The sequence below is a fragment of the Aurantiacibacter sp. D1-12 genome (assembly GCF_028858515.1).
Lineage (GTDB): Bacteria > Pseudomonadota > Alphaproteobacteria > Sphingomonadales > Sphingomonadaceae > Alteraurantiacibacter.
This window is the reverse complement of record NZ_JAPJZJ010000002.1, coordinates 428,749-448,312: the sequence shown is the minus strand read 5'-3', so window position 1 is coordinate 448,312 and position 19,564 is coordinate 428,749. Positions and strand designations below refer to the sequence as shown.

The following is a 19,564-nucleotide window of genomic DNA, read 5'->3' as shown; positions in this document are numbered from 1 at the left end:
GGAAGTTCGCGCAGATGAGAGGAAGCACAAGATGTCGCTGTTGGAAGCCCGCAAGACCTACAAGCCCTTTGAATACCCCTGGGCTTACGAGTTCTGGAAACGGCAGCAGCAGGTGCACTGGATGCCGGAAGAAGTTCCGCTGGGTGAAGACTGCCGCGACTGGGCGCAGAACCTCACCGATCACGAGCGTAACCTGCTCACGCAGATCTTCCGCTTCTTCACCCAGGCCGATGTCGAGGTGCAGGATTGCTACCACGACAAATACGGCCGCGTGTTCAAGCCGACAGAGATCAAGATGATGCTCGCCGCCTTCTCCAATATGGAGACGGTGCACATCGCCGCCTATTCCCACCTGCTCGACACCATCGGCATGCCCGAAAGCGAATACGGCATGTTCCTCGAATACGAGGAGATGAAGGACAAGCACGATTACCTGCAGGAATTCGGCGTCGATTCTGACGAAGATATTGCCCGCACGCTCGCCATGTTCGGCGGCTTTACCGAAGGGCTGCAGCTGTTCGCCAGCTTCGCCATGCTGATGAACTTCCCGCGCTTCAACAAGATGAAGGGCATGGGGCAGATCGTCAGCTGGTCGGTGCGCGATGAAAGCCTGCACTGCGAAGGCATCACCCGCCTCTTCCACGCCTTCTGTCAGGAGCGCGACTGCCTGACCAAGGCGGTGAAGGAGGACATTATGGACATGTGCCAGAAGACGGTGCGGCTGGAAGATGCCTTCATCGATCTCGCCTTTGAGCAGGGCCCGGTGCCCGGCATGACAGCGAAGGAAATCAAGCGCTACATCCGCTACATCGCCGACTGGCGCCTCGGCCAGCTGGGCCTGCCGACCATGTACATGATCGAAGACCACCCGCTGCCCTGGCTCACCCCACTGCTGAACGGCGTGGAACACGCCAACTTCTTCGAAACCCGCGCCACCGAGTATTCGAAGGGCGCAACCAAGGGCAATTGGCAGGACGTCTGGTCAAGCTTCGACAAACGCCAGAGCGCGAAAGCCGCGAACGAGGAAGACGGCGCCGAGGACGAAGGCCCTGATATGTTTGGCGAGACCCGCGCTGCCGGTGAAAGCGAAGCTGGGAGCGTGGCGGCGGAGTAAAGCGTTTCAGGGTTTAAGCAGGAGGGGCGCTATGCGTTCGGCGATTTTGGTTTTGATCGGTGGAGCGCTGGCTGTCTCCGGCTGTGTGACGACATCCGATCCCACAACGCTCGGCACGTTGAGCAATCCAGTTCTGACGCGAGGGCCATCAGGCGAGCGAGCTTATCTCGACCGCCTGCGCTGCGCCGACGGCTCGGCGCCTACGTACCACCGCCAAGGCAGCGGAGGCGGCGGGCGGGATGGCCATATCGTCGATTTCTACGAAGTCACCTGCACCGGTCAGGAGCCAGTGATCGTGGTCATGGATATGTATCACAGCAATGGCGAGAATAGGCCGGTGCCGGGGTTTACGATTGTTGGTGGGTGATTAGCCTAAGTGAACGTGTCCTAAGCAGCAATGCCGTGCCACTCCCGATGCCATGCTAAGTATTTCGGATCAGGCCTCGCACGCTCATTGCTGGGAAAGCGCGCTCTTCGGTCCGGAAATAGCAGCTTCTCGACACTTTCGAAATCATTGATCTTATGTGACAATAGGATTTCTCCATCATCAGAGAGCGACACGAGACCACGATCAAACATCCAATGCACAGTTCCAGAAAGGGCAAGTCCATTCGAAACGGTGTCGGGACCGCCTTCTTTGACGCTCCAAATGTGGGCAGCTTGAGTTTCAGCTCGTCCGCCACCATTGATGAGTCGCATGCCAGTGAGCGCACAGGTGCATTCATAGGCAGCTAGGACGCGCGCGCGAAACTGTCGGTCGCGAACTTTGCGTTCAGTCAGCACCGTCGCCCGGTCGACTGGGCCATCCCAAGCCTCAGCCTTGTCGTTGAGCCGCTCGATTAATGGGCTGTCCAGCTCGTCTTCGCGTGGCAACAACTCGTCTTCTGTGAGCATTCCAAGATCGAGAATTCGATTGAAATCTTCTAGCGAGATGTCACGAATCGATGCGCGGGCGCGCCCTTGGCTCAAACTGCCGCTTAACCCCAGCAAGCCACTTTCGACGTATTCACCGGTCACTCTGTAGGGAACCCTACGACCAAACTCGCAATAGGTCTCCGGTTCGATCAATGCGAGAAAACTATCTCTATCCGAAGGGTCGCGGACAATCTGCTCGACTCTGGCAACCGCGAAATAGTCTGGTCCGCCTGCCCGCCGAGGGCGTTGATAGATGATCCATTGCCCGACCGAACGTGAGGCAGCGCTGAGGTGCCGCTGACCAAAACGATAATACAATTCCGGTTTGTCACCATAAGGGGAATGCTCGCCGCTCAAGAAAACGCAGCGTGAGGGCGAAATGTTTGGTAGTTCCACGGGACCGCCGACAAGTCGGTAATTTCCACTCCCCTCGAACTTGAGATGTCCAGCATCGCGCATTTGCTGCAACTCACGGCTGAGCGTCATTGCGGGTGTGGCCCCACGCGAACCCGTTTCGCGCACGATGCGGTCAAGTTCCTCTTCAATCAGTTGTTGGCGGGAAAACACTGCGCTGTCGTGTCGAGCAGCGAGGCGGCGCACAGCAAACTCAACCGATTCGGACCAATTTGCCCCCGCCATGCCTTCCCTTTCTCTATTGGCCGGCGCATTGTCCAGCGGATGATCACCAAACCTTCACCCCGCCTAAAAGTCCAGATGCATTGCGAGAACTGCGGCTCAACCGATGTCTCTCGAGATGCGTGGGGAGATTGGGATGTCGAAAGTCAGCAGTGGAAGCTGCGCACGGTATTCGACTACGCCTACTGTCACGCCTGTGACCGCGAGACGCACATTGAGGAGCGGACGATTTAGACAAAACCCCTGTCCTACACTCCCGCCACCTCTTCACCCTCCCGCGCATGACCTGCGCATCACCGCCCAACCGCACCCGCCGCCGTATCCCGGCGTTCCACCCTGTACCCGTCGCGCCGCGCGCGGACGGGTGGTCGCCTGCCAAACAGGCTGCGTTTATCGGTTACCTCGCGCAGACGCGGTGTGTGGCCGAGGCGGCGCGGCTGGTGGGGATGGACAAGGCCAGCGCCTATCGCCTGCGCAAGCGGCCCGGCGCGGCGGGGTTTGCGGCGGCATGGGATGCAGCGCTCGGGATCGATGCGCCGCGGGTGCGGCTGGCGAGTGCAAAGTCCACGGGTCTCGGCGCCGCCTACCGCTTCCATGCGGGGCTGTTGCAGGTCGTCATGCGCAAGGGAAAATATCGCGCAACCCGCTGGAAAAATGACGATAATGCCATGCTGCAACTGCTCGCACAGTGTGACAGATCGGCGGTGCGCCATGGCTGACCGGGCGTTCGGGCGGGGGTCTTATAAAGCGCGGGAGTGTTCCACATCCGGCTTTCGCGCGCGCCGGTTTGCCAATTTGATGCACATCAATGCTTGTGCGGTGGCGAGTGCCTATCCTGCGTGCAACACACAACAAGAAGGACCTGAAAATGTCGCAGCACACCCCCAACGAACTGACCGAGATCTTCAAGCGGGATCGCGACCTGCTGACCAAGCTCAAGGCCGAGGATGCGCATTACGCGCGGCTGGCGGAGGATTACCACGCGGTCAATCGCGAGGTGCACCGGATCGAGGCAGAGACCGAAGCGGCGAGCGACGAGCGGACCGAGGACCTCAAGAAGAAGCGCCTCAAGATGCTCGACGAGATCACCGCGATTGTGGATGCGGCGCGCGCCAAGGCCTAGGCGAGCCCCCTCACGGCTCCGGCCAGAAGCACGCGGGCATAGAGGCGATGGAACGGCAGCAGCAGCTTCACCGCCATGCTGTTGCTGCCCCGTACGCCGCTGCCGAACCACAGCCGGGTCGTACCATCGCCTGGCTCGACCATCAGCCAGCTGCACGTCCGGTCCTGAAAATCGCGCAAGAGGATCTGGTCATCCTCGCGCGCTTCCACAGACCAGGCGGCGAAGTGATCGGTGCTACCTTCCGCAAGCGCGGTGATGTCCGCCCGGTTCGCGCCGCGGCCGATCAGGGCGAGGATCTTGCGCTCGGGCAGGAAGGCGGGGCTGGCGTAGAATGCGCCTATGTACTCGGCCAGTGTCACCTGGCGCGGAACCTCCGCACGGAAGGCATCGCGGTAGCATTCGGGACCGCGCAGGCGCGCAAGCAGGCTGGTCTCTGGCAATGAAGGCGTGGCGATGGCGGGCATCACAAGAGCGCTCACCAACCCCAGGCGGGGGGCGGTGCCTCCACCGGGGTGCCGGCGTCGAAGCTTACGCGGAACAGGCGAGTCGGGTCGTTGCGGCGGGTGAGCTGGTAGGTGAAGCGCGCGCCGGTCTCGTCGGCCGGGTCCACCTCGACACGCCAGACGTTGGTGAGCGAGAGGTCGAGGCCTTCGCGCTCGAACATGGCGATGGAATAGGCGTCTACCGGGAAGTCCTGCACCCTTGGCGTTCCGACGGAGAGCGTGTCGCCACCATACTGGGTGACCGCGTCTTCGCTGCCATCATAGTGGCGGTGGTCGTGCTTGAGCCGCAGGCCGTCGGCAGTGCGGGTGATGAGCCAGGTGCGGCTGCGGTTCCAGCCGCCGGGTGCTTCGGCATCCTCGACGTGGAAGGCGACCGCGACACGGGTGTCGCTACACTCGGCCCAGTGCGCGACCATGCGCTTGCCCGCCCAGTCGGCGTCGCGCTCGTCACTGCTGACAAGGCCGCCCGCATAGGCATTCGCGCAATGGCTCGAGAGCGCCTGCCAGAACGCCTCCTGCGATTGGGGCAAGGCGGGCGCATCGGGCGCGGTCTCGCACGCGGTGAGAGCAGCAATGGCGATGAAGGGCAGGGCGAAGCGGGTGCGGATGCGATGTGTCATGCGATCTCGATGCCACGCCGTCGCGCGCCTGACCAGCCCGCTTGCATCGCCGCTGCTCATGTGTATCATCGGGTTAACACACCAAACGGGATGCAATGACCATGCTCATGCTATCACTGGCCCTCGCGGCCTCATCACCTGCGCAAGAGGTGCAGCCGATCCCCTCGCTGGAAGAGGCGACCGCGCAGATCGAGCGCAACGACGCGCAGCTGTTCTGGGGCTTCTTCGAAGGGTGCGACCCTGATCTGGTCGAGGGGCTACTGCACCCCGATTACCGCATGATCCACGATCTGGGCGGGCTCGTCGCGACCAGCAGCGAGCAGTTGCTGAGCGAGTCACGTCGCCAATGCGCCGCGCGTCAGCCCGGCGGGCGCAACGAGGGCTACATGAACCGTCGCCTGCTGGTGCCGGGCAGCCGCACGGTCACACCGCTAGGCGAATGGGGCGTGCTCGAACGCGGGGCGCATACCTTCCATGAACTGCGCATGCGGCCTGCCGGCGTGTATGGCGAGGATGATCCCGGTGGCCCCACATGGGTGCAGACGGGCGGCGCGAACTATTACCACGTGTGGCAGTGGATGGCTGAGGAAGGCCGCTTCCGCCTGCTCGAAAGCATCAGCGTCGATCATGGTGCGGCGCCCGACTATCCGCCCGAAAATGCCGGAGGCTAAGTCAGAACAGCCACGTTTCGGGACGCGGCATGGGCCGCTTCTCGCCAGCCTTCACCAGTGAAAGGACGCAGCGCACCGCAAACCACGCGGCACTGAGGAGGAACACGCCCATGCCGCCGAACATGAGCAGGAAGAAGCCGGCGGGCGGCGCGCCATTGCTCGGGCCTTCCTCGAAGGCCCACATCGTCCCGAACATGGCCACAAACCAGCCGAAGAAGACCACGACGAAGATCAGCAGCCCGATCCAGAAGGTGCGGATCAGATAGGTGTAATGGGTCTGCTCCCACTCGCTCGTCCGCTCCTCGCCTCGCCAGATATAGGCAAGGATGACGCCAACGATCACCGAAAAGCCCAGCACAAAGTTGAGCAGATACAGGATGGAGATGATGACAGGCCGCTGCATGCTGACCGAGGTGTCTGCCTGAGGTGGTGGAGGCGGCGGTGCTCCCTCCGCGCGCGGCTGCGTCTTCGTCATGGTCCTGTCCCCGTTGGAATGCGGTGTTTACAGCACTCTAGGGCGCGTACCGCAAATGGCCAAGCCGGGTGCGGTGATACGGTATTTGGACCATATCGGTCCAATTTGCCTTGAAATCGGCGGTGTAGCGCTACATATCCGGAACGCGGGCCGGGCCCCTCTGGCAAGTGTCTCATTTGCACTTGTGATGTCGGACCGCATCGGACAGCCGATGCGTGTTTGCGAGGGAAGAGCGAGAATGCTCACCGCGATAATCACAAAATGGCTGACCGATCACCCTCAACCCCAATTGGGAGATCAAGGATGACGGCCCGTTTCTACAAACTCACAGAGCTTCACCAGAAGCTGGATACCGCATTGCGTGCAGAGATCGCGCGCAAGCTGCCTGACCAGCTCAAGGTCATGGCGCTAAAGCGCCGCAAGCTGCGTGTGAAAGACCATCTGGTCCGCCTGACACCGAGCAACGTTCTGGCGACTGCCCGAGGCTGATCGCCCGCGAGGAGCGGGGCGGGGCCGGCATGTCCACTTCCCTACCTCCCCCTGACGCCGGAACCGGTCCGCCCCTCGCACCTCTATATGAATACGAGGCCGAAAACGGCCGCGCCCATTGGTATGGGCAAGACAGGGAAATGAGAGATGATAAACACCGTAGGCCCGATGCTCACTGACTTCCTGAAAAAGGAAAGCGCGGGCGGTATCACGCTGATTGCAGCTGCCGCTTTGGCGCTGCTGATCGCGAACTCGCCGTTTGCCACCTCCTACTTCGCAGCGCTCCAGATCCCGGTTGTTGCGGGCATTGGCCAGGCGGTGATCGACAAGCCATTGTTGCTGTGGATCAACGACGGACTGATGGCGGTATTCTTCTTCCTCGTCGGTCTGGAGGTGAAGCGCGAAGCACTGATCGGCCAGCTCAACAGCTGGAACAAGGCCAGCCTCCCGCTGGTCGCGGCGATTGGCGGCATGGCCATACCGGCGGCGATCTTTATCGCTTTCAATACAGGCACACCCGAAAACCTGAGCGGTTGGGCAATTCCCGCCGCAACCGATATTGCCTTTGCGCTTGGTATCCTCTCGCTGCTTGGCCCGCGTGTGCCCGTGGCATTGAAGGCTCTGCTGCTGGCAATTGCCGTGATCGACGACATTGGTGCGATTGCCATTATCGCACTGTTCTACACCGCAGAAACCGACATCAACATGCTGATCGGTGGCGCTATCACTCTGGCTCTTCTTGCCGTGTTCGGCCGTGCCAAGGTTGCCTCAAGCATTCCGTACGTCTTGCTCGGTATCGTACTCTGGGTCTTCGTGCTCAAGTCAGGAGTGCATGCAACATTGGCCGGTGTGGCCGCCGCCATGTGTGTACCGATCACCGGCAAGAATGGTGAGAAGCCGCTCGAGAGGATGGAGCATGCATTGCACCCCTATGTCGCCTTCCTGGTGATCCCGATCTTCGGGTTTGCCAATGCGGGTGTCTCGCTGACCGGCGTCGGCATCGATACTCTGCTCGCGCCATTGCCGCTGGGTATCGCGCTTGGCCTGCTGATCGGCAAGCAGATCGGTATTCTGGGGTTCGCCTGGATCGCCGTGAAGGCCGGCATTGCCACTCTGCCCGAGAATGTCGGATGGAAGCAGGTTCACGCGGTCTCGTTGCTCGCAGCGATCGGCTTCACCATGAGCCTGTTTATCGGCAATCTTGCCTTTGCCGATCCGGCGCAGATCGATGCGGTGAAGATCGGAGTGCTGTCGGGCTCGCTGGTCGCGGCGTTAAGCGGATATCTGATCTTGCGATCCAGCCTGCCGAAGGAGGCATGAAGAAGGAATTTTGCTCCGAATCGGACTGGTGGCGTAACCCCTTGCGGCGAACACGCGAATGCATTGCTGGCGTGTTTGCCAAAAGAGGAGAGAGAAATGCCTGAGAAGAACCTTTCAAAATTCCTGAAGGTGGCTGGTGGCCTGGCGCTTGCTGCGCCTGCCCTTGCCGGTTGCAGCGGTTGCGGCGCATGTGGTGCTTGCGGAGCGTGCTCGGCTTACAGCTGCTGTGCTGCGGATTGCGGTGCCGATTGCGGTGCTGCTGCCGATGACGCAATGGCCGATGATGCGATGGCTGACGATGCGATGGCTGATGACGCTATGGCTGATGACGCTATGGCTGATGACGCTATGGCCGAAGATGGCGATGCGATGATGGAAGACGGTGCCGAGCAGTAAGCGCGATGCCGCCATGGCCGAACTGATCGAACTCAGCGCGGCTATGGCAGGAGAGGGCAGGACGCTCATAGAGCGTGTCCTGCCCACTCCTCCCGATACCTACACGCAATGGACGCATTACCCCAAGGGTGATGCCATTGATCCCGGCTCAAAAGCGCGCTGGTTCTACCACGCCCACCCGCCCGAACAGCGCGGGCCGAAGGAGCACGGGCACTTTCACATGTTTCTGCCACTGTCAGCGTTTGATGGCGTAGAACCGCGCTTCACACCGGAAAAGGCAAAGGCGGCCAAGGTCGTCCACGTCGCGGCGCTGTGTTTTGATACGGATGGTCTGCCCACGCACTGGATCGCCACCAACCAGTGGGTTACCGATGAATGGCTCTACGATGCCGAAAACGTGATCGAACGGCTCAATGGCATGGACATGCGCGAGGCGGGCGTTTCCAAGGACATCCCGCATGTCGGGCGTTGGCTGACGCTGGCACTGGATCTTGCGCGTGAAGATATCGGGAAGCTTCTGCGCGAGCGTGACCGCGTGCTCGCCCACACCGATCCGCGCGACAAGCAGGCCGAGATTCTGGCGAGCGCGCCGTTCGCGCTTTAGCTCTCTGCACACCAATCGGTGTGTCCCCAATCACTGTCGAAACCCCAAAGGTCCTGCTCCGCCAGACCCATGGCGTGCATATGCTCTGCAAGCAGCTCTCCACCCCGCCGTGCTTCGCGAAGCTCACGGCCATACTGATCGTAGGGTCGATCATCGCCTGCTTCCATTTCGAAGGGGGCGGAGCTGAGCCAGCGGGATAGTTCTGCTCGCGCTTCACGGGCTTTGACACGCTCTGCCTCACAGGCTCCGTTGAGCTCGGGCGCATCGTAGCCGGTCAAGCGGATGCGCCGATTGCCGATTGCGATTGTGTCGCCATCAATTACGCAGCCTGAGCCGCGCGTGCCCGACCCGCAGACTGGGAACTGGCGGGAGAACTCCGTCCATTCGCCATCGATCCAGCCCGATTGCTTGATCCACCACCCGGCGCCAAGCACCAAGGCAAGCAACGGCACCCATTGCCAGCGCTTCCACCACTGCTTGATGCGCCGCTTGCGCTGCCAGTTGCGATCAAACTTCAGCCGCTTTCCCAGCGTCAGCCCTCCAGCGGGTAGGATGCAATCGGCGGCAGCAGATCGTGCTCTTCGCCATAGGGCTCATGCCCCAGTTCGGGCCAGTCGAGCTCTTCTTCAGGAACACGGGTATCGGGCAGGCGATCAAGCAGATTGCGGATCAGGGTGAGCCGACCGTGCTTCTGGTCGTTGAAATCGACCACCGTCCACGGCGCATGTTCGGTGTGCGTCGCGGCGAACATGGCTTCGCGCGCGGCGGTGTACTCGGCAAACTTGGTGCGGCTGGCGACATCGATGGGGGAGAGTTTCCACCGCTTCATCGGGTCTTCCAGCCTCTCGGCAAAGCGTTCTTCCTGTCGCGTCTGGTCGGCGCTGAGCCAGTACTTGAAGAACCGGATGCCGTCATCGACCAGCAGCTTTTCGAATGTCGGGACTTCGTGCAGGAACTTGGCGACCTGCGCATCATCGGCAAAGCCCATGACTTTCTCCACGCCTGCGCGGTTATACCAGCTGCGATCGAACAGCACGATCTCGCCTGCGGCAGGAAGGTGTGGAACATAGCGCTGGAAATACCACTGCGTACGCTCGACATCGCTAGGCTTGGACAGCGCAACCACGCGGCACTGGCGCGGGTTGAGCCTTGCGGAGATGGCTTTGATCGTGCCGCCCTTGCCGGCCGTATCGCGGCCTTCGAAGATCACACAGATGCGCTCGCCCTTGGCCTTTGCCCAGCGTGCCATCTGCACCAGCTCAAGCTGCAAGGGCTCGAGCAGTGGCTTGTATTGCTTGTTTTTCATGAAGGCCCTTGTGCCGCAGCTTTGCAGCGAAGGCCAGTCAGTTGACGCCGGTGTTTTGGCGGTTAGCCCTTAGCGCGAATAGACGCGCGGGTTTGCACGGCGGTCTTCCCCGCTGCGGCGGTCGCCCTTCCGGCGGTCCGGGCCTTCGAACGGCAGCTGTGCCTTGCGGCGGTCACCGCCCTTGCGACGATCACCACCGGTTGCCTTCGGCATTTTGTCAGTCGTGCTCATGATGCCTCCCAAGGCGCTTGAACCATGCTGCGTGACCATATTCCCAACGATCACCTCTGCGGTTTCACATACTAGGGTTAGCATCCCGTTAATTTCCACAGCTTCGCCCACGGCGTGGAAAAGCTGGCAACCTAAAGCAATGCCGCTTATGCGAGCTGCCATGACCGACGCGAAACCCGATCCCATGCTCAGCAAGGCCGAAACGCTGATAGAGGCGCTGCCCTATTTCCAGCGCTATGCCGGCCGCAGCTTCGTGGTGAAATACGGGGGCCACGCGATGGGAGACCCGGAGGCAGCACGCGATTTTGCCGAGGATATCGTCTTGCTCAAGGCCGTGGGCATCAACCCGGTGGTGGTGCATGGCGGCGGCCCGCAGATCGGTGCGATGCTGAAGAAGCTCGGCGTCGAAAGCACCTTTGTCGACGGCCTGCGCGTGACCGACAAGGCGACGGCAGAGGTTGCCGAAATGGTGCTTTCGGGCGCTATCAACAAGGAACTGGTCGGGTGGGTCAACCAGGCGGGCGGCAAGGCGATTGGCCTTTCGGGCAAGGACGGCAAGATGGTCCGCGCTGAAAAGGTTGAACGCAAGGTGAAAGACCCGGACAGCCAGATCGAACAGGCAATTGACCTCGGCTTTGTCGGCGAGCCCAAGGAAGTTGACACCCGCGTTCTCAAGACCGCGAGCGATGCCGGAATGATTCCCATTGTCGCCCCGATTGCGAGCGACGGAGAAGGGCACACCTACAATATCAACGCCGATACGATGGCGGGCGCGCTGGCAGCGGCGCTGGGAGCGGCACGGCTTTTCCTGCTGACCGACGTGCCCGGTGTGCTCGACAAGAACGACCAGCTCATGGCCAACCTCACGCCCGATGATATTGCAGCCTTGCGTGATGACGGGACGATTAGCGGCGGGATGATTCCCAAGTTGCAGACCTGCGTCGAGGCAGTCGAAGCGGGTTGCGAAGCCGCCGTCGTGCTCGACGGGCGCGTGTCACATGCCATGCTACTGGAGTTCTTCACCAGCCGGGGCGCGGGCACCTTGGTCAGCGCGACTTGACCCGTATTACCCAAGTGATACACTTGGCCCAGCTTAGTTTCAGGAGAATGGCGTGTTCGCGCTCGTAAACATCATCGCAATGATCGCCCAGGCTGTGGTGATGCTCGTCATCATCCAGTTCGTTATCGGATTGCTGTTTTCTTTCAATGTGGTCAGCCCCAGTAACGGCTTCCTGATGCAGGTCTATCGTTCGATCAACGCGCTCCTTGATCCTGTCCTGAAGCCGATCCGGCGCTTGCTGCCCGAAACCGGTGCTATCGACTTTTCGCCGTTGGTTCTGATCATCGTCCTGAACGCTATTGTCTATATCTTGTCCGACGTGGCGATGCGCACCGTTTGACAAACGCAGCCCGCCGTCGCACGGGCGGTGAATGACCGGCAGAATTCTTCTATCGTGCAGTGCGCTGGCCATGGTGCTGGCAGCCTGCTCTTCCCCCCAGCAGCGTGCAATGAACCGCGCGGTGTCCCAGGCACAGCGCACGGTTGAACGCCTGCCCAGTATCGGTGATCCCGGGCGCGTGGCTGCGGCCGATTTTGCCTTTGCGCGCATGGCCCGTGAAGAAGGGCAGTGGACGGCCTTCGCTGCCACAGCCGCTCCCGGCGCAATGCTGCACGGCCGGAACGGACTGATCGAAGCTGCACCGTGGCTCGCCCAGCAGAACGATCCCGAGCGATCGGTTGTCTGGGCACCCAACACTGTCTGGTCGAGCTGCGACGGTACGCTGGCGATCAGTTTCGGCCGCTTCCAGAACGCGGAGGGGCGTGTGGGAAGCTATGTCACTGCGTGGGAATGGCAACGCAGTGGCCGCGAGTACAAGTGGATTTATGACATGGGCGGAGAGGACAATCCGCAGCCGCCTCCGCCGGAAGAGCCCGATATTCCAGAAGGCGCTATCATTGTGCCGGGACTGACCGGCATTAATGGCATGACAGCCGATTGCCCGCAGCAAGGTGGCGGCTTTGCCGAGTCCGCCATCGATCTGCCATCTGGTATCGACTGGGCGGTGAAGAATTCAGCTGACGGGTCGCTCACCTATCGCTGGGAACACCATGCTGATGGCACGCGACGCGTAGTGGTCGACTGGATACGCGAAGGCGAATGGCAGACCGCGCTCGATTTTACCGCGCCAGAACCGCTGGAGCAGTAAGCCATGACAGAAGCTATGACCGAATTGTTCTTGTCCGCCTTCATCACCCTGTTCGTGGTGATTGACCCTCCCGGCTGTGCGCCGATCTACGCCGGCCTCACCAAGGCGGCCAGCAATGCGCAGGCGCGCAATATGGCGATCCGCGCGAGCATTATCGCTTTCATCATCCTGCTGGTCTTCGCGCTGTTCGGGCAGGACCTGCTTGGCGCGCTGCATATCGAGCTCGATGCCTTCCGCATTGCAGGCGGGCTGATGCTGTTCTGGATCGCGTGGGAAATGGTGTTCGAAAAGCGCACCCAGCGCCGCGAAGAACGTGCCGAGAAGGTCGCCGCGACCGAAGTGGAAGATGTCTCTGTTTTCCCGATGGCGATGCCCATGCTTGCAGGTCCCGGCGCGATTGCCGCAATCATGCTGCTGCAGAACGAGGCGGATGGAGTGGAGGAGACACTGGTTGTGCTTGGCGCGCTTGTTAGCGTACTCTTCATTACCATGCTTGCCCTGATCGCTGCCGGTCCGCTGATCCGCCTGCTGGGCGACAGGGTAGAGGCGGTGATTACACGGTTGCTTGGCGTGCTGCTGGCGGCCTTGGCAGCGCAGTATGTGATCGACGGCCTGCGGGGGAGTTTTGGTATTTGATTTGTCTCATGAACCCGCCTCCGCGGGTTCGTCCTCGCTAGACGCGCAGGCGAAGCGAAGCTGAACGACCGCAGGGAGGACAACCTGCGCCCGCTGCGGGCGGGCAGTCGCCTTTGCCCTCGGCTCGTCGCCGAGCGAGCTTCGCGACACGGTAATTAGGTATCGCTGAAATCGGACGCGACTAGCGACCGACAGAGCGCGACTGCGCGACCGCAGGTGCCGCGCAGCGTAGCGGAGCGAACAGCGCCGAGGATGCTCGCCCGGACGGGCGAGCCTAACTACTGAAGAGTCACGGTCCCCTCGTCGGGATCGCCCTTGCCGAAAAACTCCAGCAGGCTGACGAGCAGATCACACCGCTCGCGCAGGTTCTTTGCCTCCAGCAAACCCTGCTTGGCGGCGGCATCGAACGGGGCGATCTGGGATACGCCGTTGATCAGCGTCACATCGTCCAGCTTGGCAACCGAGTCCCAGTCGATGGCATAGCCCTGACTGTCAGCAAATTTCCGCGCTTCGTATTCTACGCTCGCGCGCTCGCCGAGCGACAGGAATTCCTCGTCCTCTTCCTTGATCAGTTCGGCCTCGACCTGGCGGAAGGGGGTCGTGACGTCGAGTTCGCGAGTTATGCGGAAACGGCTCTCGCCAGTCAGCACGATGTTATAGCGCCCGTCTTCGCTCGTCTCGACATCCTCGATCTTGCCGACGCAGCCGATCTGATAGAGCGGGGCGTCCTCGGTCGGCTCTGTCGGCTGGATCATGCCGATGCGGCGATCTCGCGCCAGTGCATCGCCCACCATCGCGCGGTACCGTGGCTCGAAGATATGCAGCGGCAATTGCAATCCCGGGAACAGGATCGCACCGGTCAGGGGAAAGATGGAAAGCCGCGTGCTCATCCAAACAGGATGATGCTGAGCTTGCGGCGCTGCGCGGAAACCCACGGGTCTTCAAGGCCGACCGCTTCGAAAATCTGCAGCAACTTGGCCTTGGCCCCCTCGCTGCCTTCCTCGCCGCCTCCTTCGATGGAGCGGAGCAGCACTTCAGCAGCTTCGTCCCGCTCGCCCGCGGCAAAGGCTGCTTCGGCAAAGGCGAGTTGCGCTTCGGTGTCTGCGGGGCGCTCTGCTGCGGCGGCGCGCAGGGCCTGCAACTCGCTGTCATCAACCTGCTGGCCGGCAAGTTCGATAGCCGAATGGGCAGCTTTCACCGCCGCTTCGTTCTGCACTTCCTCGGGCAGAGCATCATGAGCGGCCTTCGCAGCATCGGTCTGATCATTGGCAACCAGCGCACGGATATAGCCTGACTGGACCTCGGGCTTTTGCGCGATTGGGGGAGGGGCCTGCGTCGCGAGCTGGGTAAACAGTTCGAGCGCCTTGTCGTTCTCATCCGCCGCGAGCATTGCCTCGCCCGCTTCCACCATCTGCGCGACCTGCGCTTCCATCTGCGCCATCTGGTCGGCTTCTCCGCCTTTACCAGCGCCTGCCTGGATCGGCAGCTGCTTCAGCAGCTCATCAAGAGCGGTCTTCAGTTGCGATTCGCTGCGCATCGGGGTGAGGTCTGCCACCGGCTGGCCCTGGAACATGGCATAGACCGTGGGGATCGACTGCACCTGGAACTGCGCGGCGATGAATTTCTCGCTGTCGACGTCAATCTTGGCCAGCACCACGCCCTTGTCGGCATAGTCGGCGGCGACCTTTTCCAGAATCGGGGCGAGCGCCTTGCACGGGCCGCACCATTCGGCCCAGAAATCGACGATCACCAGCTTGGTCTGGCTCGGCTCGACAACCTGCTTACGAAAACGGTCGACGGCTTTCTGTTCGTCGATATTCAATCCCATGCTGGCCAAGGTGTATGCTCCTGCGAAATCCGGTTGCTGGCGGTAGGCATGCAATGTGGCGTTTCTGTGCGCTTTGTGAAGGGGCGATAGGGCGCTGCGCAGTATCTTTCAAAAAAGCGCACGATTCCCTCTTGCAGGGCCTGAAAGCTGGTGCTAACCGCGCCGCTCCCCATTCAGAAGCACTTCTGGATGAGCGCCAGTGAGCGGGCGTAGCTCAGGGGTAGAGCACAACCTTGCCAAGGTTGGGGTCGGGCGTTCGAATCGCCTCGCCCGCTCCATTTTTCTCTAGAGATAGATCGTAAATGTACGGGAACCGGCCCTTGGCCGCGTTGTCGGGCTACGCGCTTTTTTGCTGTTGCCGGTGCCGTGCCAGCACCGCGTTGATGAACTCTTTCCACGGCCGTGCCGCGGGATGATCACTCGCATCCGGAGTCCAGTGTGGATTCATGATCGCGCGGGCTTCGCGCTCAGACATCCCACGCTCGATATGATAGCGAAAGAAGAATGCGGAAACGCGGTAGTTGTAGATGCAGTGAACGTGCACTGGGATCGGCCCCTTTTCGTAGGCCTCTACAAATGCGTGATAGTGCTCTTCTTCGGGCTGGTTGAACGGAACCGTGATCTGCGTGTGCTCAATGCCAAGATCGGCAAGGAGGGCCCCCTCGTTGGGAAGCGCGCCCTCATGCTCAATCGGAGCAAGGTCGATCACATGGCGGACCCCCAACTGGGCCAGATCTTCGATGTTCGATTCGCGCAAACGCCCGGATGTAGTGACGACGTCACTCAACCTTTGCCAGGTATAGATGTTGCAAGGATCACGCGCTTCCATATGGGCATGATACGCCGGTGCGCTTAACATGAGGTCCAAGCCGAGGGTTAAGATTGGCCAAATTTGACTGCCAACCCGCAACGTATTCCGGCGGTTTCGGGCGAGCCTGCCGGCGCACTATGGCCACTCCTTGCAGGGTGCTGTATTCTCCTGCGTCATGCTGGTCGCTCTCACTTCGCTCGCTGCCCTGATGGCCGCGCAGGACTTTGTTCCGCGCGACTTCGTTCCATTCATGACTTTCACCCGTTCGCCTTCGCAGGTGGGGGATGATGTGTCGGTTGAGGTGGGTGTGCTGCGCGGGGAAGGGCGGCTGCAATTCTGGTTCCGCAAGATCGTGGAGCGCGATGGTGAGGGGGATATCCTCTGGACGGACACGCAGCGTTGCCCCGCTGCGCGCGATGCTGTTGTCGCCTCGACCCAGATCGCTCCGCCACGGGTGCTGGTGCCGGGTATTCCCGTGCGTCCCGATGGGTCGATCATCCTGTCGATGGACGGTGTCGAATACAGCCTTCGGTCAAGCGCGCATTACGACAGTTATGGCGGTCACGAGCTCTATTTTACCTCGAACGTCGACACCCCGCTTGCCAACTGGGTTGAGGGAAGCCTGGCGACGCTGGAAGAATGCTGGTCCGAGGACGCGCCGCAACACGGCGAGGAGGATCAACCCGTGGAAGCTCAACCCTCTCCGGAATAGCCTTCCAGCTCGTCACCCTTCACGGTCACGACGTGGACAAGGTTTGTCGCGCCAGACTGGCCGAAAGGTACGCCCGCCATCACAGCAAGGCGTGAGCCGGAGGTGCCAAAGCCGTGGCGCAGCGCCATGCGCTTACCCTTGGCAACCATCTCTTCAAAGCTGCCGATATCCTTGGTCGCCACCGGATGCGCGCCCCACAACAGGGCAACACGGCGGGCGACCGCCATGCTGGGTGTCAGCACCATCACGGGCACGGCAGGGCGTTCACGCGAAACACGGCGCGCGCTGCTGCCCGACGATGTGAAGACGCCAATCGCGCCGATATCCACCGTGTCGGCGATGGTCATGCAGGCGTGCGCCATTGCGTCTGCCGTGGTCGGATCGGGCGGCGTGTCGAGCATACGGACACGGTCCTTGTAGAGTTCGTCGGCCTCTACCTGTCGCGCAATGCTGGCCATCATCAGCACTGCTTCTTCGGGCCAGTCGCCTGCTGCGGTTTCGGCGGAGAGCATGACCGCGTCGGCTCCGTCGTAGACCGCGTTAGCGACGTCGGAGACTTCAGCGCGGGTCGGGGCGGGGCTTTCGATCATGCTTTCGAGCATCTGCGTTGCCACGATCACCGGCTTGCCGGTGAGGCGGGTCGCATTGACGATTTTCTTCTGCAGCGGCGGGACTTCTTCGGGATTGAGCTCCACGCCCAGATCGCCGCGCGCCACCATGATGCCATCGGCCTGCTCAATAATCTCGTCGAGACGGCGCACGGCGGAGGGCTTTTCGATCTTGGCGCACAGTGCGCCTTTGCTGCCCATCAGCTTGCGCGCTTCGATCAGGTCATCAGGGCGCTGCACAAAGGAGAGACCGATCCAGTCCGCGCCCTGTTCCATCGCGAAGGCAAGGTCCTTGCGGTCTTTCTCGGTCAGCGCCGGAATGGGAATTTCGGCATCGGGCACATTCACGCCCTTGCGGTCCGAAATCACGCCGCCGACTTCGGCCTTACAGACAATCGCATCGTCGGAAACCGATTTGACGCGGAAGCGCATTTTGCCATCGTTGACGAGCAGGCGCTGACCTTCCTCGATCACTTCGAAGATTTCCGGGTGCGGCAGTTCGACGCGGTTTTCGTCACCCGGTTCGCTCGAGCGGTCGAATGTGAAGGTCGCACCGTGCGAAATGGTGGCACGGCCATCCGCAAACTGGCCCACACGCAGCTTCGGCCCCTGAAGGTCAGCGAGGATCGCGATGGGGCGGTGGAATTCCTTTTCCAGAGCGCGGATATTGGCAATGGTCTTGGCGTGAATTTCGTGCTCGCCGTGGCTCATATTGACGCGGAAGGCGTCGGCGCCGGCCTTGAACAGGCGGCGCAACACATCAGGGTCTGCGGTAGACGGGCCGGTAGTGGCGAGGATTTTGACCTTGCGGCCGCGTGGGTCGATTTTTGCACGTGTTTCGTTTGCCATGGGCTGAGCCTATGACAGGCTATTGTTACAAGACAAGAGCACTTTGAGAGAGGCATTGGTATGCATGACCAGAACGACCCGCTTGATGCACTTCCGGATAATGTGGCGGCTGCCGCTTTTCGCCGGCTGGTGCGGCATTTGCAGCATCGCCACGATGCACAGAATATCGATCTGATGGGATTGTCTGGCTTCTGCAGAAATTGCCTCGCCGACTGGATCCGCGATGCCGGCTTCGAAGGCGACAAAGCGGCTGCGCGCGAACTCATCCACGGTATGCCGATGGAAGAATGGAAAACAACACGGCAAAGCGAGGCGACGCAGGAACAGCTCGACCGGATGCAGGCGAGCATTGCGAAGAATGCGGCCGATTTGCGCTGAAGTTTTCCACGCTATCGCCTATTTGTGGATTGAGGTCTTCACGCTGTGAAGGTGCGCGGCTAACCAGCGCAGCAACTGATTCTCATTCCAACCGGAGTTACCCCACATGGCCGAAGCCACCGATGATCGCCTGCGCCTTCTCATCGAACGTATCGAACGGCTCGAAGAAGAAAAGAAGGGCATCGCCGACGATATCCGCGATGTCTACGCAGAAGCGAAGGCTGTGGGTTATGACGTGAAGATCATGCGCCAGATCGTGCGCCTGCGGAAGATGGACACCAATGACCGCAGCGAAATGGAAATGATTCTGGACACCTACAAGGCTGCGCTCGGCATGGGGTGATCCCGCAGGTCAGCTGCCTATAGCTGTCACACCCAGATACACAGCGTTGTATATCGCGTGGTGCGCAATGGCTGCGCGCAGGCCGAAGCGTGTGCGCGTGTAGGCGAGCAACAGGCCGCCAAGGATCGCGGGTGACACGATCAGCACATGGCCGAGGCTGAATGCGCCCATATAGTTGCCAAGGTGGAAAAGCCCGAAGGCGATCGCACTTGCCCAGACCAGCCAGTGGAAGTGGCGCTGGAACCAGCCCGGGACTTCGGCATCGCGCCGGTAAGTCAGCACCCATTGCCCGAAGCCGATGCCGGCTAGGCCGAATGCGGCAATGGTAATCGGGGTTAAATACTCCTGCGTGACGACGAGTTCTCCGCTGAGCGCAAGCAGCAAGGCCGCGAGCCCCCATGCGGCAAAGCGCAATGATGCCTTGCGCCCGCTCATCCAGCCACGGAACATCGCCTCTTCAACCAGCGGGGCAAGCACCAGGAAGGACAGCAGCAGCTGCGCGGTCGTTACGTCGCTCTCGAACATTTCCGGCAGGTTGATGACCCTGCCATCCAGCGCCCGCAGCACGGACTGGATCAGGTTATCAAGCAGGATATCGATGGCAATAACGCCCAGCAGCAGTAGCGCTGTCACCTTGCTCCATCCCGCAGTCTTGTCGGGCAAGTCCGGACGGCGAACAAAGCGCAGGATATCTGCGGGAAGCGCGGCCAGCCGGGGCAATGTGCCACTTACGCTTGCTTCAAGCTTCTGCATCAGAGTAAGGCCCCACCAACTCTCATCATTTCAAG

The 19,564-nt window shown here is 61.1% G+C and carries 28 protein-coding genes and 1 tRNA gene; 17 read left to right on the top strand and 12 right to left on the bottom strand.

Annotated features, from left to right (window positions below; all coding sequences use genetic code 11):
* Positions 1–31 precede the first annotated feature (31 nt).
* Together OOZ52_RS06305 and OOZ52_RS06300 are read left to right on the top strand one after the other, a co-directional pair.
* Positions 32–1,114 (top strand): ribonucleotide-diphosphate reductase subunit beta, encoded by a 1,083-nt coding sequence (locus OOZ52_RS06305; protein WP_274697650.1) that lies wholly within the window; start codon positions 32–34, stop codon positions 1,112–1,114.
* A 31-nt stretch (positions 1,115–1,145) separates the two neighbouring features.
* Entirely contained in the window at positions 1,146–1,481 is a 336-nt protein-coding gene (locus tag OOZ52_RS06300; RefSeq protein WP_274697649.1) for a hypothetical protein, read from the top strand.
* A 20-nt stretch (positions 1,482–1,501) separates the two neighbouring features.
* Here OOZ52_RS06300 and OOZ52_RS06295 read toward each other — a convergent pair whose 3' ends face one another.
* Entirely contained in the window at positions 1,502–2,668 is a 1,167-nt protein-coding gene (locus OOZ52_RS06295; RefSeq protein ID WP_274697648.1) for an HNH endonuclease, read from the bottom strand.
* A gap of 278 nt (positions 2,669–2,946) precedes the next feature.
* Here OOZ52_RS06295 and OOZ52_RS06290 point away from each other — a divergent pair, with 278 nt between their 5' ends.
* Together OOZ52_RS06290 and OOZ52_RS06285 are read left to right on the top strand one after the other, a co-directional pair.
* Positions 2,947–3,384, top strand: coding sequence for a hypothetical protein (locus OOZ52_RS06290; RefSeq protein ID WP_274697647.1), 438 nt, complete (start codon positions 2,947–2,949; stop codon positions 3,382–3,384).
* 149 nt (positions 3,385–3,533) lie between these two features.
* Entirely contained in the window at positions 3,534–3,788 is a 255-nt protein-coding gene (locus tag OOZ52_RS06285) for a YdcH family protein (protein ID WP_274697646.1), read from the top strand.
* On the opposite strand, the gene OOZ52_RS06280 is transcribed toward OOZ52_RS06285, so the two are convergent.
* Both OOZ52_RS06280 and OOZ52_RS06275 read right to left on the bottom strand, forming a co-directional pair.
* The gene (locus tag OOZ52_RS06280) at positions 3,785–4,252 is read right to left on the bottom strand and encodes a hypothetical protein (RefSeq protein WP_274697645.1); all 468 of its coding nucleotides are present in this window, start codon (positions 4,250–4,252) and stop codon (positions 3,785–3,787) included. The two genes, OOZ52_RS06285 and OOZ52_RS06280, sit on opposite strands and share 4 nt — an antisense overlap.
* A gap of 11 nt (positions 4,253–4,263) precedes the next feature.
* Positions 4,264–4,911 (bottom strand): hypothetical protein, encoded by a 648-nt coding sequence (locus OOZ52_RS06275; RefSeq protein ID WP_274697644.1) that lies wholly within the window; start codon positions 4,909–4,911, stop codon positions 4,264–4,266.
* 95 nt (positions 4,912–5,006) lie between these two features.
* On the opposite strand from OOZ52_RS06275, the gene OOZ52_RS06270 reads away from it, so the two are divergent.
* Positions 5,007–5,582, top strand: coding sequence for a DUF4440 domain-containing protein (locus tag OOZ52_RS06270; RefSeq protein WP_274697643.1), 576 nt, complete (start codon positions 5,007–5,009; stop codon positions 5,580–5,582).
* A 1-nt stretch (position 5,583) separates the two neighbouring features.
* On the opposite strand, the gene OOZ52_RS06265 is transcribed toward OOZ52_RS06270, so the two are convergent.
* The gene (locus OOZ52_RS06265) at positions 5,584–6,057 is read right to left on the bottom strand and encodes a DUF4870 family protein (protein ID WP_274697642.1); all 474 of its coding nucleotides are present in this window, start codon (positions 6,055–6,057) and stop codon (positions 5,584–5,586) included.
* A 303-nt stretch (positions 6,058–6,360) separates the two neighbouring features.
* On the opposite strand from OOZ52_RS06265, the gene OOZ52_RS06260 reads away from it, so the two are divergent.
* The 4 genes from OOZ52_RS06260 to OOZ52_RS06245 all read left to right on the top strand — a co-directional run bounded on the left by OOZ52_RS06260 (position 6,361) and on the right by OOZ52_RS06245 (position 8,866).
* Positions 6,361–6,546 carry a YdcH family protein gene (locus OOZ52_RS06260; protein ID WP_274697641.1) on the top strand — a complete coding sequence of 62 codons (186 nt, stop codon included), beginning with the start codon at positions 6,361–6,363 and terminating at the stop codon, positions 6,544–6,546.
* Positions 6,547–6,693: 147 nt separating this feature from the next.
* Positions 6,694–7,866, top strand: coding sequence for a Na+/H+ antiporter NhaA (gene nhaA / locus OOZ52_RS06255; protein WP_274697640.1), 1,173 nt, complete (start codon positions 6,694–6,696; stop codon positions 7,864–7,866).
* Between the two features lie 96 nt (positions 7,867–7,962).
* On the top strand, positions 7,963–8,262 hold the full coding sequence (locus OOZ52_RS06250; protein WP_274697639.1) for a hypothetical protein: 300 nt from the start codon (positions 7,963–7,965) through the stop codon (positions 8,260–8,262).
* On the top strand, positions 8,249–8,866 hold the full coding sequence (locus OOZ52_RS06245) for a DUF6969 family protein (RefSeq protein ID WP_274697638.1): 618 nt from the start codon (positions 8,249–8,251) through the stop codon (positions 8,864–8,866). Before OOZ52_RS06250 ends, OOZ52_RS06245 begins: the two co-directional genes overlap by 14 nt.
* Here the strand turns inward: OOZ52_RS06245 and OOZ52_RS06240 are convergent.
* The 3 genes from OOZ52_RS06240 to OOZ52_RS06230 all read right to left on the bottom strand — a co-directional run bounded on the left by OOZ52_RS06240 (position 8,863) and on the right by OOZ52_RS06230 (position 10,403).
* Positions 8,863–9,318, bottom strand: a complete 456-nt coding sequence (locus OOZ52_RS06240; RefSeq protein WP_274697637.1) for a thermonuclease family protein — start codon at positions 9,316–9,318, stop codon at positions 8,863–8,865. The two genes, OOZ52_RS06245 and OOZ52_RS06240, sit on opposite strands and share 4 nt — an antisense overlap.
* Before the next feature lie 80 nt (positions 9,319–9,398).
* A complete protein-coding gene (gene ppk2 / locus OOZ52_RS06235; RefSeq protein ID WP_274697636.1) occupies positions 9,399–10,172 on the bottom strand; it encodes a polyphosphate kinase 2 in 774 nt (257 codons plus the stop codon).
* A 69-nt stretch (positions 10,173–10,241) separates the two neighbouring features.
* A complete protein-coding gene (locus OOZ52_RS06230; protein ID WP_274697635.1) occupies positions 10,242–10,403 on the bottom strand; it encodes a hypothetical protein in 162 nt (53 codons plus the stop codon).
* Positions 10,404–10,563: 160 nt separating this feature from the next.
* Here OOZ52_RS06230 and argB point away from each other — a divergent pair, with 160 nt between their 5' ends.
* The 4 genes from argB to OOZ52_RS06210 are packed head-to-tail and all read left to right on the top strand — an operon-like array spanning position 10,564 to position 13,247.
* Positions 10,564–11,463 carry an acetylglutamate kinase gene (argB, locus tag OOZ52_RS06225; RefSeq protein ID WP_274697634.1) on the top strand — a complete coding sequence of 300 codons (900 nt, stop codon included), beginning with the start codon at positions 10,564–10,566 and terminating at the stop codon, positions 11,461–11,463.
* Positions 11,464–11,515: 52 nt separating this feature from the next.
* On the top strand, positions 11,516–11,803 hold the full coding sequence (locus OOZ52_RS06220; protein WP_446698118.1) for a YggT family protein: 288 nt from the start codon (positions 11,516–11,518) through the stop codon (positions 11,801–11,803).
* A gap of 31 nt (positions 11,804–11,834) precedes the next feature.
* Positions 11,835–12,611, top strand: a complete 777-nt coding sequence (locus OOZ52_RS06215) for a hypothetical protein (RefSeq protein ID WP_274697633.1) — start codon at positions 11,835–11,837, stop codon at positions 12,609–12,611.
* 15 nt (positions 12,612–12,626) lie between these two features.
* Positions 12,627–13,247, top strand: coding sequence for a MarC family protein (locus OOZ52_RS06210; RefSeq protein WP_274697632.1), 621 nt, complete (start codon positions 12,627–12,629; stop codon positions 13,245–13,247).
* Positions 13,248–13,525: 278 nt separating this feature from the next.
* On the opposite strand, the gene OOZ52_RS06205 is transcribed toward OOZ52_RS06210, so the two are convergent.
* Together OOZ52_RS06205 and OOZ52_RS06200 are read right to left on the bottom strand one after the other, a co-directional pair.
* Positions 13,526–14,137 carry an LON peptidase substrate-binding domain-containing protein gene (locus tag OOZ52_RS06205; RefSeq protein WP_274697631.1) on the bottom strand — a complete coding sequence of 204 codons (612 nt, stop codon included), beginning with the start codon at positions 14,135–14,137 and terminating at the stop codon, positions 13,526–13,528.
* A complete protein-coding gene (locus OOZ52_RS06200; protein WP_274697630.1) occupies positions 14,134–15,075 on the bottom strand; it encodes a tetratricopeptide repeat protein in 942 nt (313 codons plus the stop codon). Before OOZ52_RS06200 ends, OOZ52_RS06205 begins: the two co-directional genes overlap by 4 nt.
* A gap of 203 nt (positions 15,076–15,278) precedes the next feature.
* Between OOZ52_RS06200 and OOZ52_RS06195 the strand changes: the two genes are divergently transcribed.
* A tRNA-Gly gene (locus tag OOZ52_RS06195) sits at positions 15,279–15,353 on the top strand.
* Positions 15,354–15,412: 59 nt separating this feature from the next.
* Here the strand turns inward: OOZ52_RS06195 and OOZ52_RS06190 are convergent.
* On the bottom strand, positions 15,413–15,904 hold the full coding sequence (locus tag OOZ52_RS06190) for a protein tyrosine phosphatase family protein (protein WP_274697629.1): 492 nt from the start codon (positions 15,902–15,904) through the stop codon (positions 15,413–15,415).
* A 157-nt stretch (positions 15,905–16,061) separates the two neighbouring features.
* Here OOZ52_RS06190 and OOZ52_RS06185 point away from each other — a divergent pair, with 157 nt between their 5' ends.
* Positions 16,062–16,598: a hypothetical protein gene (locus tag OOZ52_RS06185; RefSeq protein ID WP_274697628.1), complete on the top strand. Its 537-nt coding sequence runs from the start codon at positions 16,062–16,064 to the stop codon at positions 16,596–16,598.
* Here OOZ52_RS06185 and pyk read toward each other — a convergent pair.
* Positions 16,580–18,055, bottom strand: a complete 1,476-nt coding sequence (gene pyk, locus OOZ52_RS06180; RefSeq protein WP_274697627.1) for a pyruvate kinase — start codon at positions 18,053–18,055, stop codon at positions 16,580–16,582. The two genes, OOZ52_RS06185 and pyk, sit on opposite strands and share 19 nt — an antisense overlap.
* Positions 18,056–18,115: 60 nt before the next feature.
* On the opposite strand from pyk, the gene OOZ52_RS06175 reads away from it, so the two are divergent.
* On the top strand, positions 18,116–18,433 hold the full coding sequence (locus OOZ52_RS06175) for a DUF1244 domain-containing protein (RefSeq protein ID WP_274697626.1): 318 nt from the start codon (positions 18,116–18,118) through the stop codon (positions 18,431–18,433).
* 106 nt (positions 18,434–18,539) lie between these two features.
* Positions 18,540–18,776, top strand: a complete 237-nt coding sequence (locus OOZ52_RS06170) for a DUF2312 domain-containing protein (RefSeq protein WP_197919798.1) — start codon at positions 18,540–18,542, stop codon at positions 18,774–18,776.
* Between the two features lie 9 nt (positions 18,777–18,785).
* Here the strand turns inward: OOZ52_RS06170 and OOZ52_RS06165 are convergent, their stop codons facing one another.
* The gene (locus OOZ52_RS06165) at positions 18,786–19,529 is read right to left on the bottom strand and encodes a CPBP family glutamic-type intramembrane protease (RefSeq protein ID WP_274697625.1); all 744 of its coding nucleotides are present in this window, start codon (positions 19,527–19,529) and stop codon (positions 18,786–18,788) included.
* Positions 19,530–19,564 lie beyond the last annotated feature (35 nt).

Bases quoted from the DNA above. Each gene is read 5' to 3' on its own strand.
- pyk (WP_274697627.1), bottom strand. From the start codon at position 18,055: ATGGCAAACGAAACACGTGCAAAAATCGACCCACGCGGCCGCAAGGTC.
- OOZ52_RS06260 (WP_274697641.1), top strand. From the start codon at position 6,361: ATGACGGCCCGTTTCTACAAACTCACAGAGCTTCACCAGAAGCTGGAT.
- OOZ52_RS06280 (WP_274697645.1), bottom strand. From the start codon at position 4,252: ATGCCCGCCATCGCCACGCCTTCATTGCCAGAGACCAGCCTGCTTGCG.
- OOZ52_RS06270 (WP_274697643.1), top strand. From the start codon at position 5,007: ATGACCATGCTCATGCTATCACTGGCCCTCGCGGCCTCATCACCTGCG.
- argB (WP_274697634.1), top strand. From the start codon at position 10,564: ATGACCGACGCGAAACCCGATCCCATGCTCAGCAAGGCCGAAACGCTG.
- OOZ52_RS06265 (WP_274697642.1), bottom strand. From the start codon at position 6,057: ATGACGAAGACGCAGCCGCGCGCGGAGGGAGCACCGCCGCCTCCACCA.
- OOZ52_RS06200 (WP_274697630.1), bottom strand. From the start codon at position 15,075: ATGGGATTGAATATCGACGAACAGAAAGCCGTCGACCGTTTTCGTAAG.
- OOZ52_RS06215 (WP_274697633.1), top strand. From the start codon at position 11,835: ATGACCGGCAGAATTCTTCTATCGTGCAGTGCGCTGGCCATGGTGCTG.
- OOZ52_RS06275 (WP_274697644.1), bottom strand. From the start codon at position 4,911: ATGACACATCGCATCCGCACCCGCTTCGCCCTGCCCTTCATCGCCATT.
- OOZ52_RS06205 (WP_274697631.1), bottom strand. From the start codon at position 14,137: ATGAGCACGCGGCTTTCCATCTTTCCCCTGACCGGTGCGATCCTGTTC.
- OOZ52_RS06185 (WP_274697628.1), top strand. From the start codon at position 16,062: ATGCTGGTCGCTCTCACTTCGCTCGCTGCCCTGATGGCCGCGCAGGAC.
- OOZ52_RS06230 (WP_274697635.1), bottom strand. From the start codon at position 10,403: ATGAGCACGACTGACAAAATGCCGAAGGCAACCGGTGGTGATCGTCGC.
- OOZ52_RS06170 (WP_197919798.1), top strand. From the start codon at position 18,540: ATGGCCGAAGCCACCGATGATCGCCTGCGCCTTCTCATCGAACGTATC.
- OOZ52_RS06305 (WP_274697650.1), top strand. From the start codon at position 32: ATGTCGCTGTTGGAAGCCCGCAAGACCTACAAGCCCTTTGAATACCCC.
- OOZ52_RS06190 (WP_274697629.1), bottom strand. From the start codon at position 15,904: ATGGAAGCGCGTGATCCTTGCAACATCTATACCTGGCAAAGGTTGAGT.
- OOZ52_RS06285 (WP_274697646.1), top strand. From the start codon at position 3,534: ATGTCGCAGCACACCCCCAACGAACTGACCGAGATCTTCAAGCGGGAT.
- OOZ52_RS06210 (WP_274697632.1), top strand. From the start codon at position 12,627: ATGACCGAATTGTTCTTGTCCGCCTTCATCACCCTGTTCGTGGTGATT.
- OOZ52_RS06250 (WP_274697639.1), top strand. From the start codon at position 7,963: ATGCCTGAGAAGAACCTTTCAAAATTCCTGAAGGTGGCTGGTGGCCTG.
- nhaA (WP_274697640.1), top strand. From the start codon at position 6,694: ATGATAAACACCGTAGGCCCGATGCTCACTGACTTCCTGAAAAAGGAA.
- OOZ52_RS06175 (WP_274697626.1), top strand. From the start codon at position 18,116: ATGCATGACCAGAACGACCCGCTTGATGCACTTCCGGATAATGTGGCG.
- ppk2 (WP_274697636.1), bottom strand. From the start codon at position 10,172: ATGAAAAACAAGCAATACAAGCCACTGCTCGAGCCCTTGCAGCTTGAG.
- OOZ52_RS06165 (WP_274697625.1), bottom strand. From the start codon at position 19,529: ATGCAGAAGCTTGAAGCAAGCGTAAGTGGCACATTGCCCCGGCTGGCC.
- OOZ52_RS06295 (WP_274697648.1), bottom strand. From the start codon at position 2,668: ATGGCGGGGGCAAATTGGTCCGAATCGGTTGAGTTTGCTGTGCGCCGC.
- OOZ52_RS06290 (WP_274697647.1), top strand. From the start codon at position 2,947: ATGACCTGCGCATCACCGCCCAACCGCACCCGCCGCCGTATCCCGGCG.
- OOZ52_RS06300 (WP_274697649.1), top strand. From the start codon at position 1,146: ATGCGTTCGGCGATTTTGGTTTTGATCGGTGGAGCGCTGGCTGTCTCC.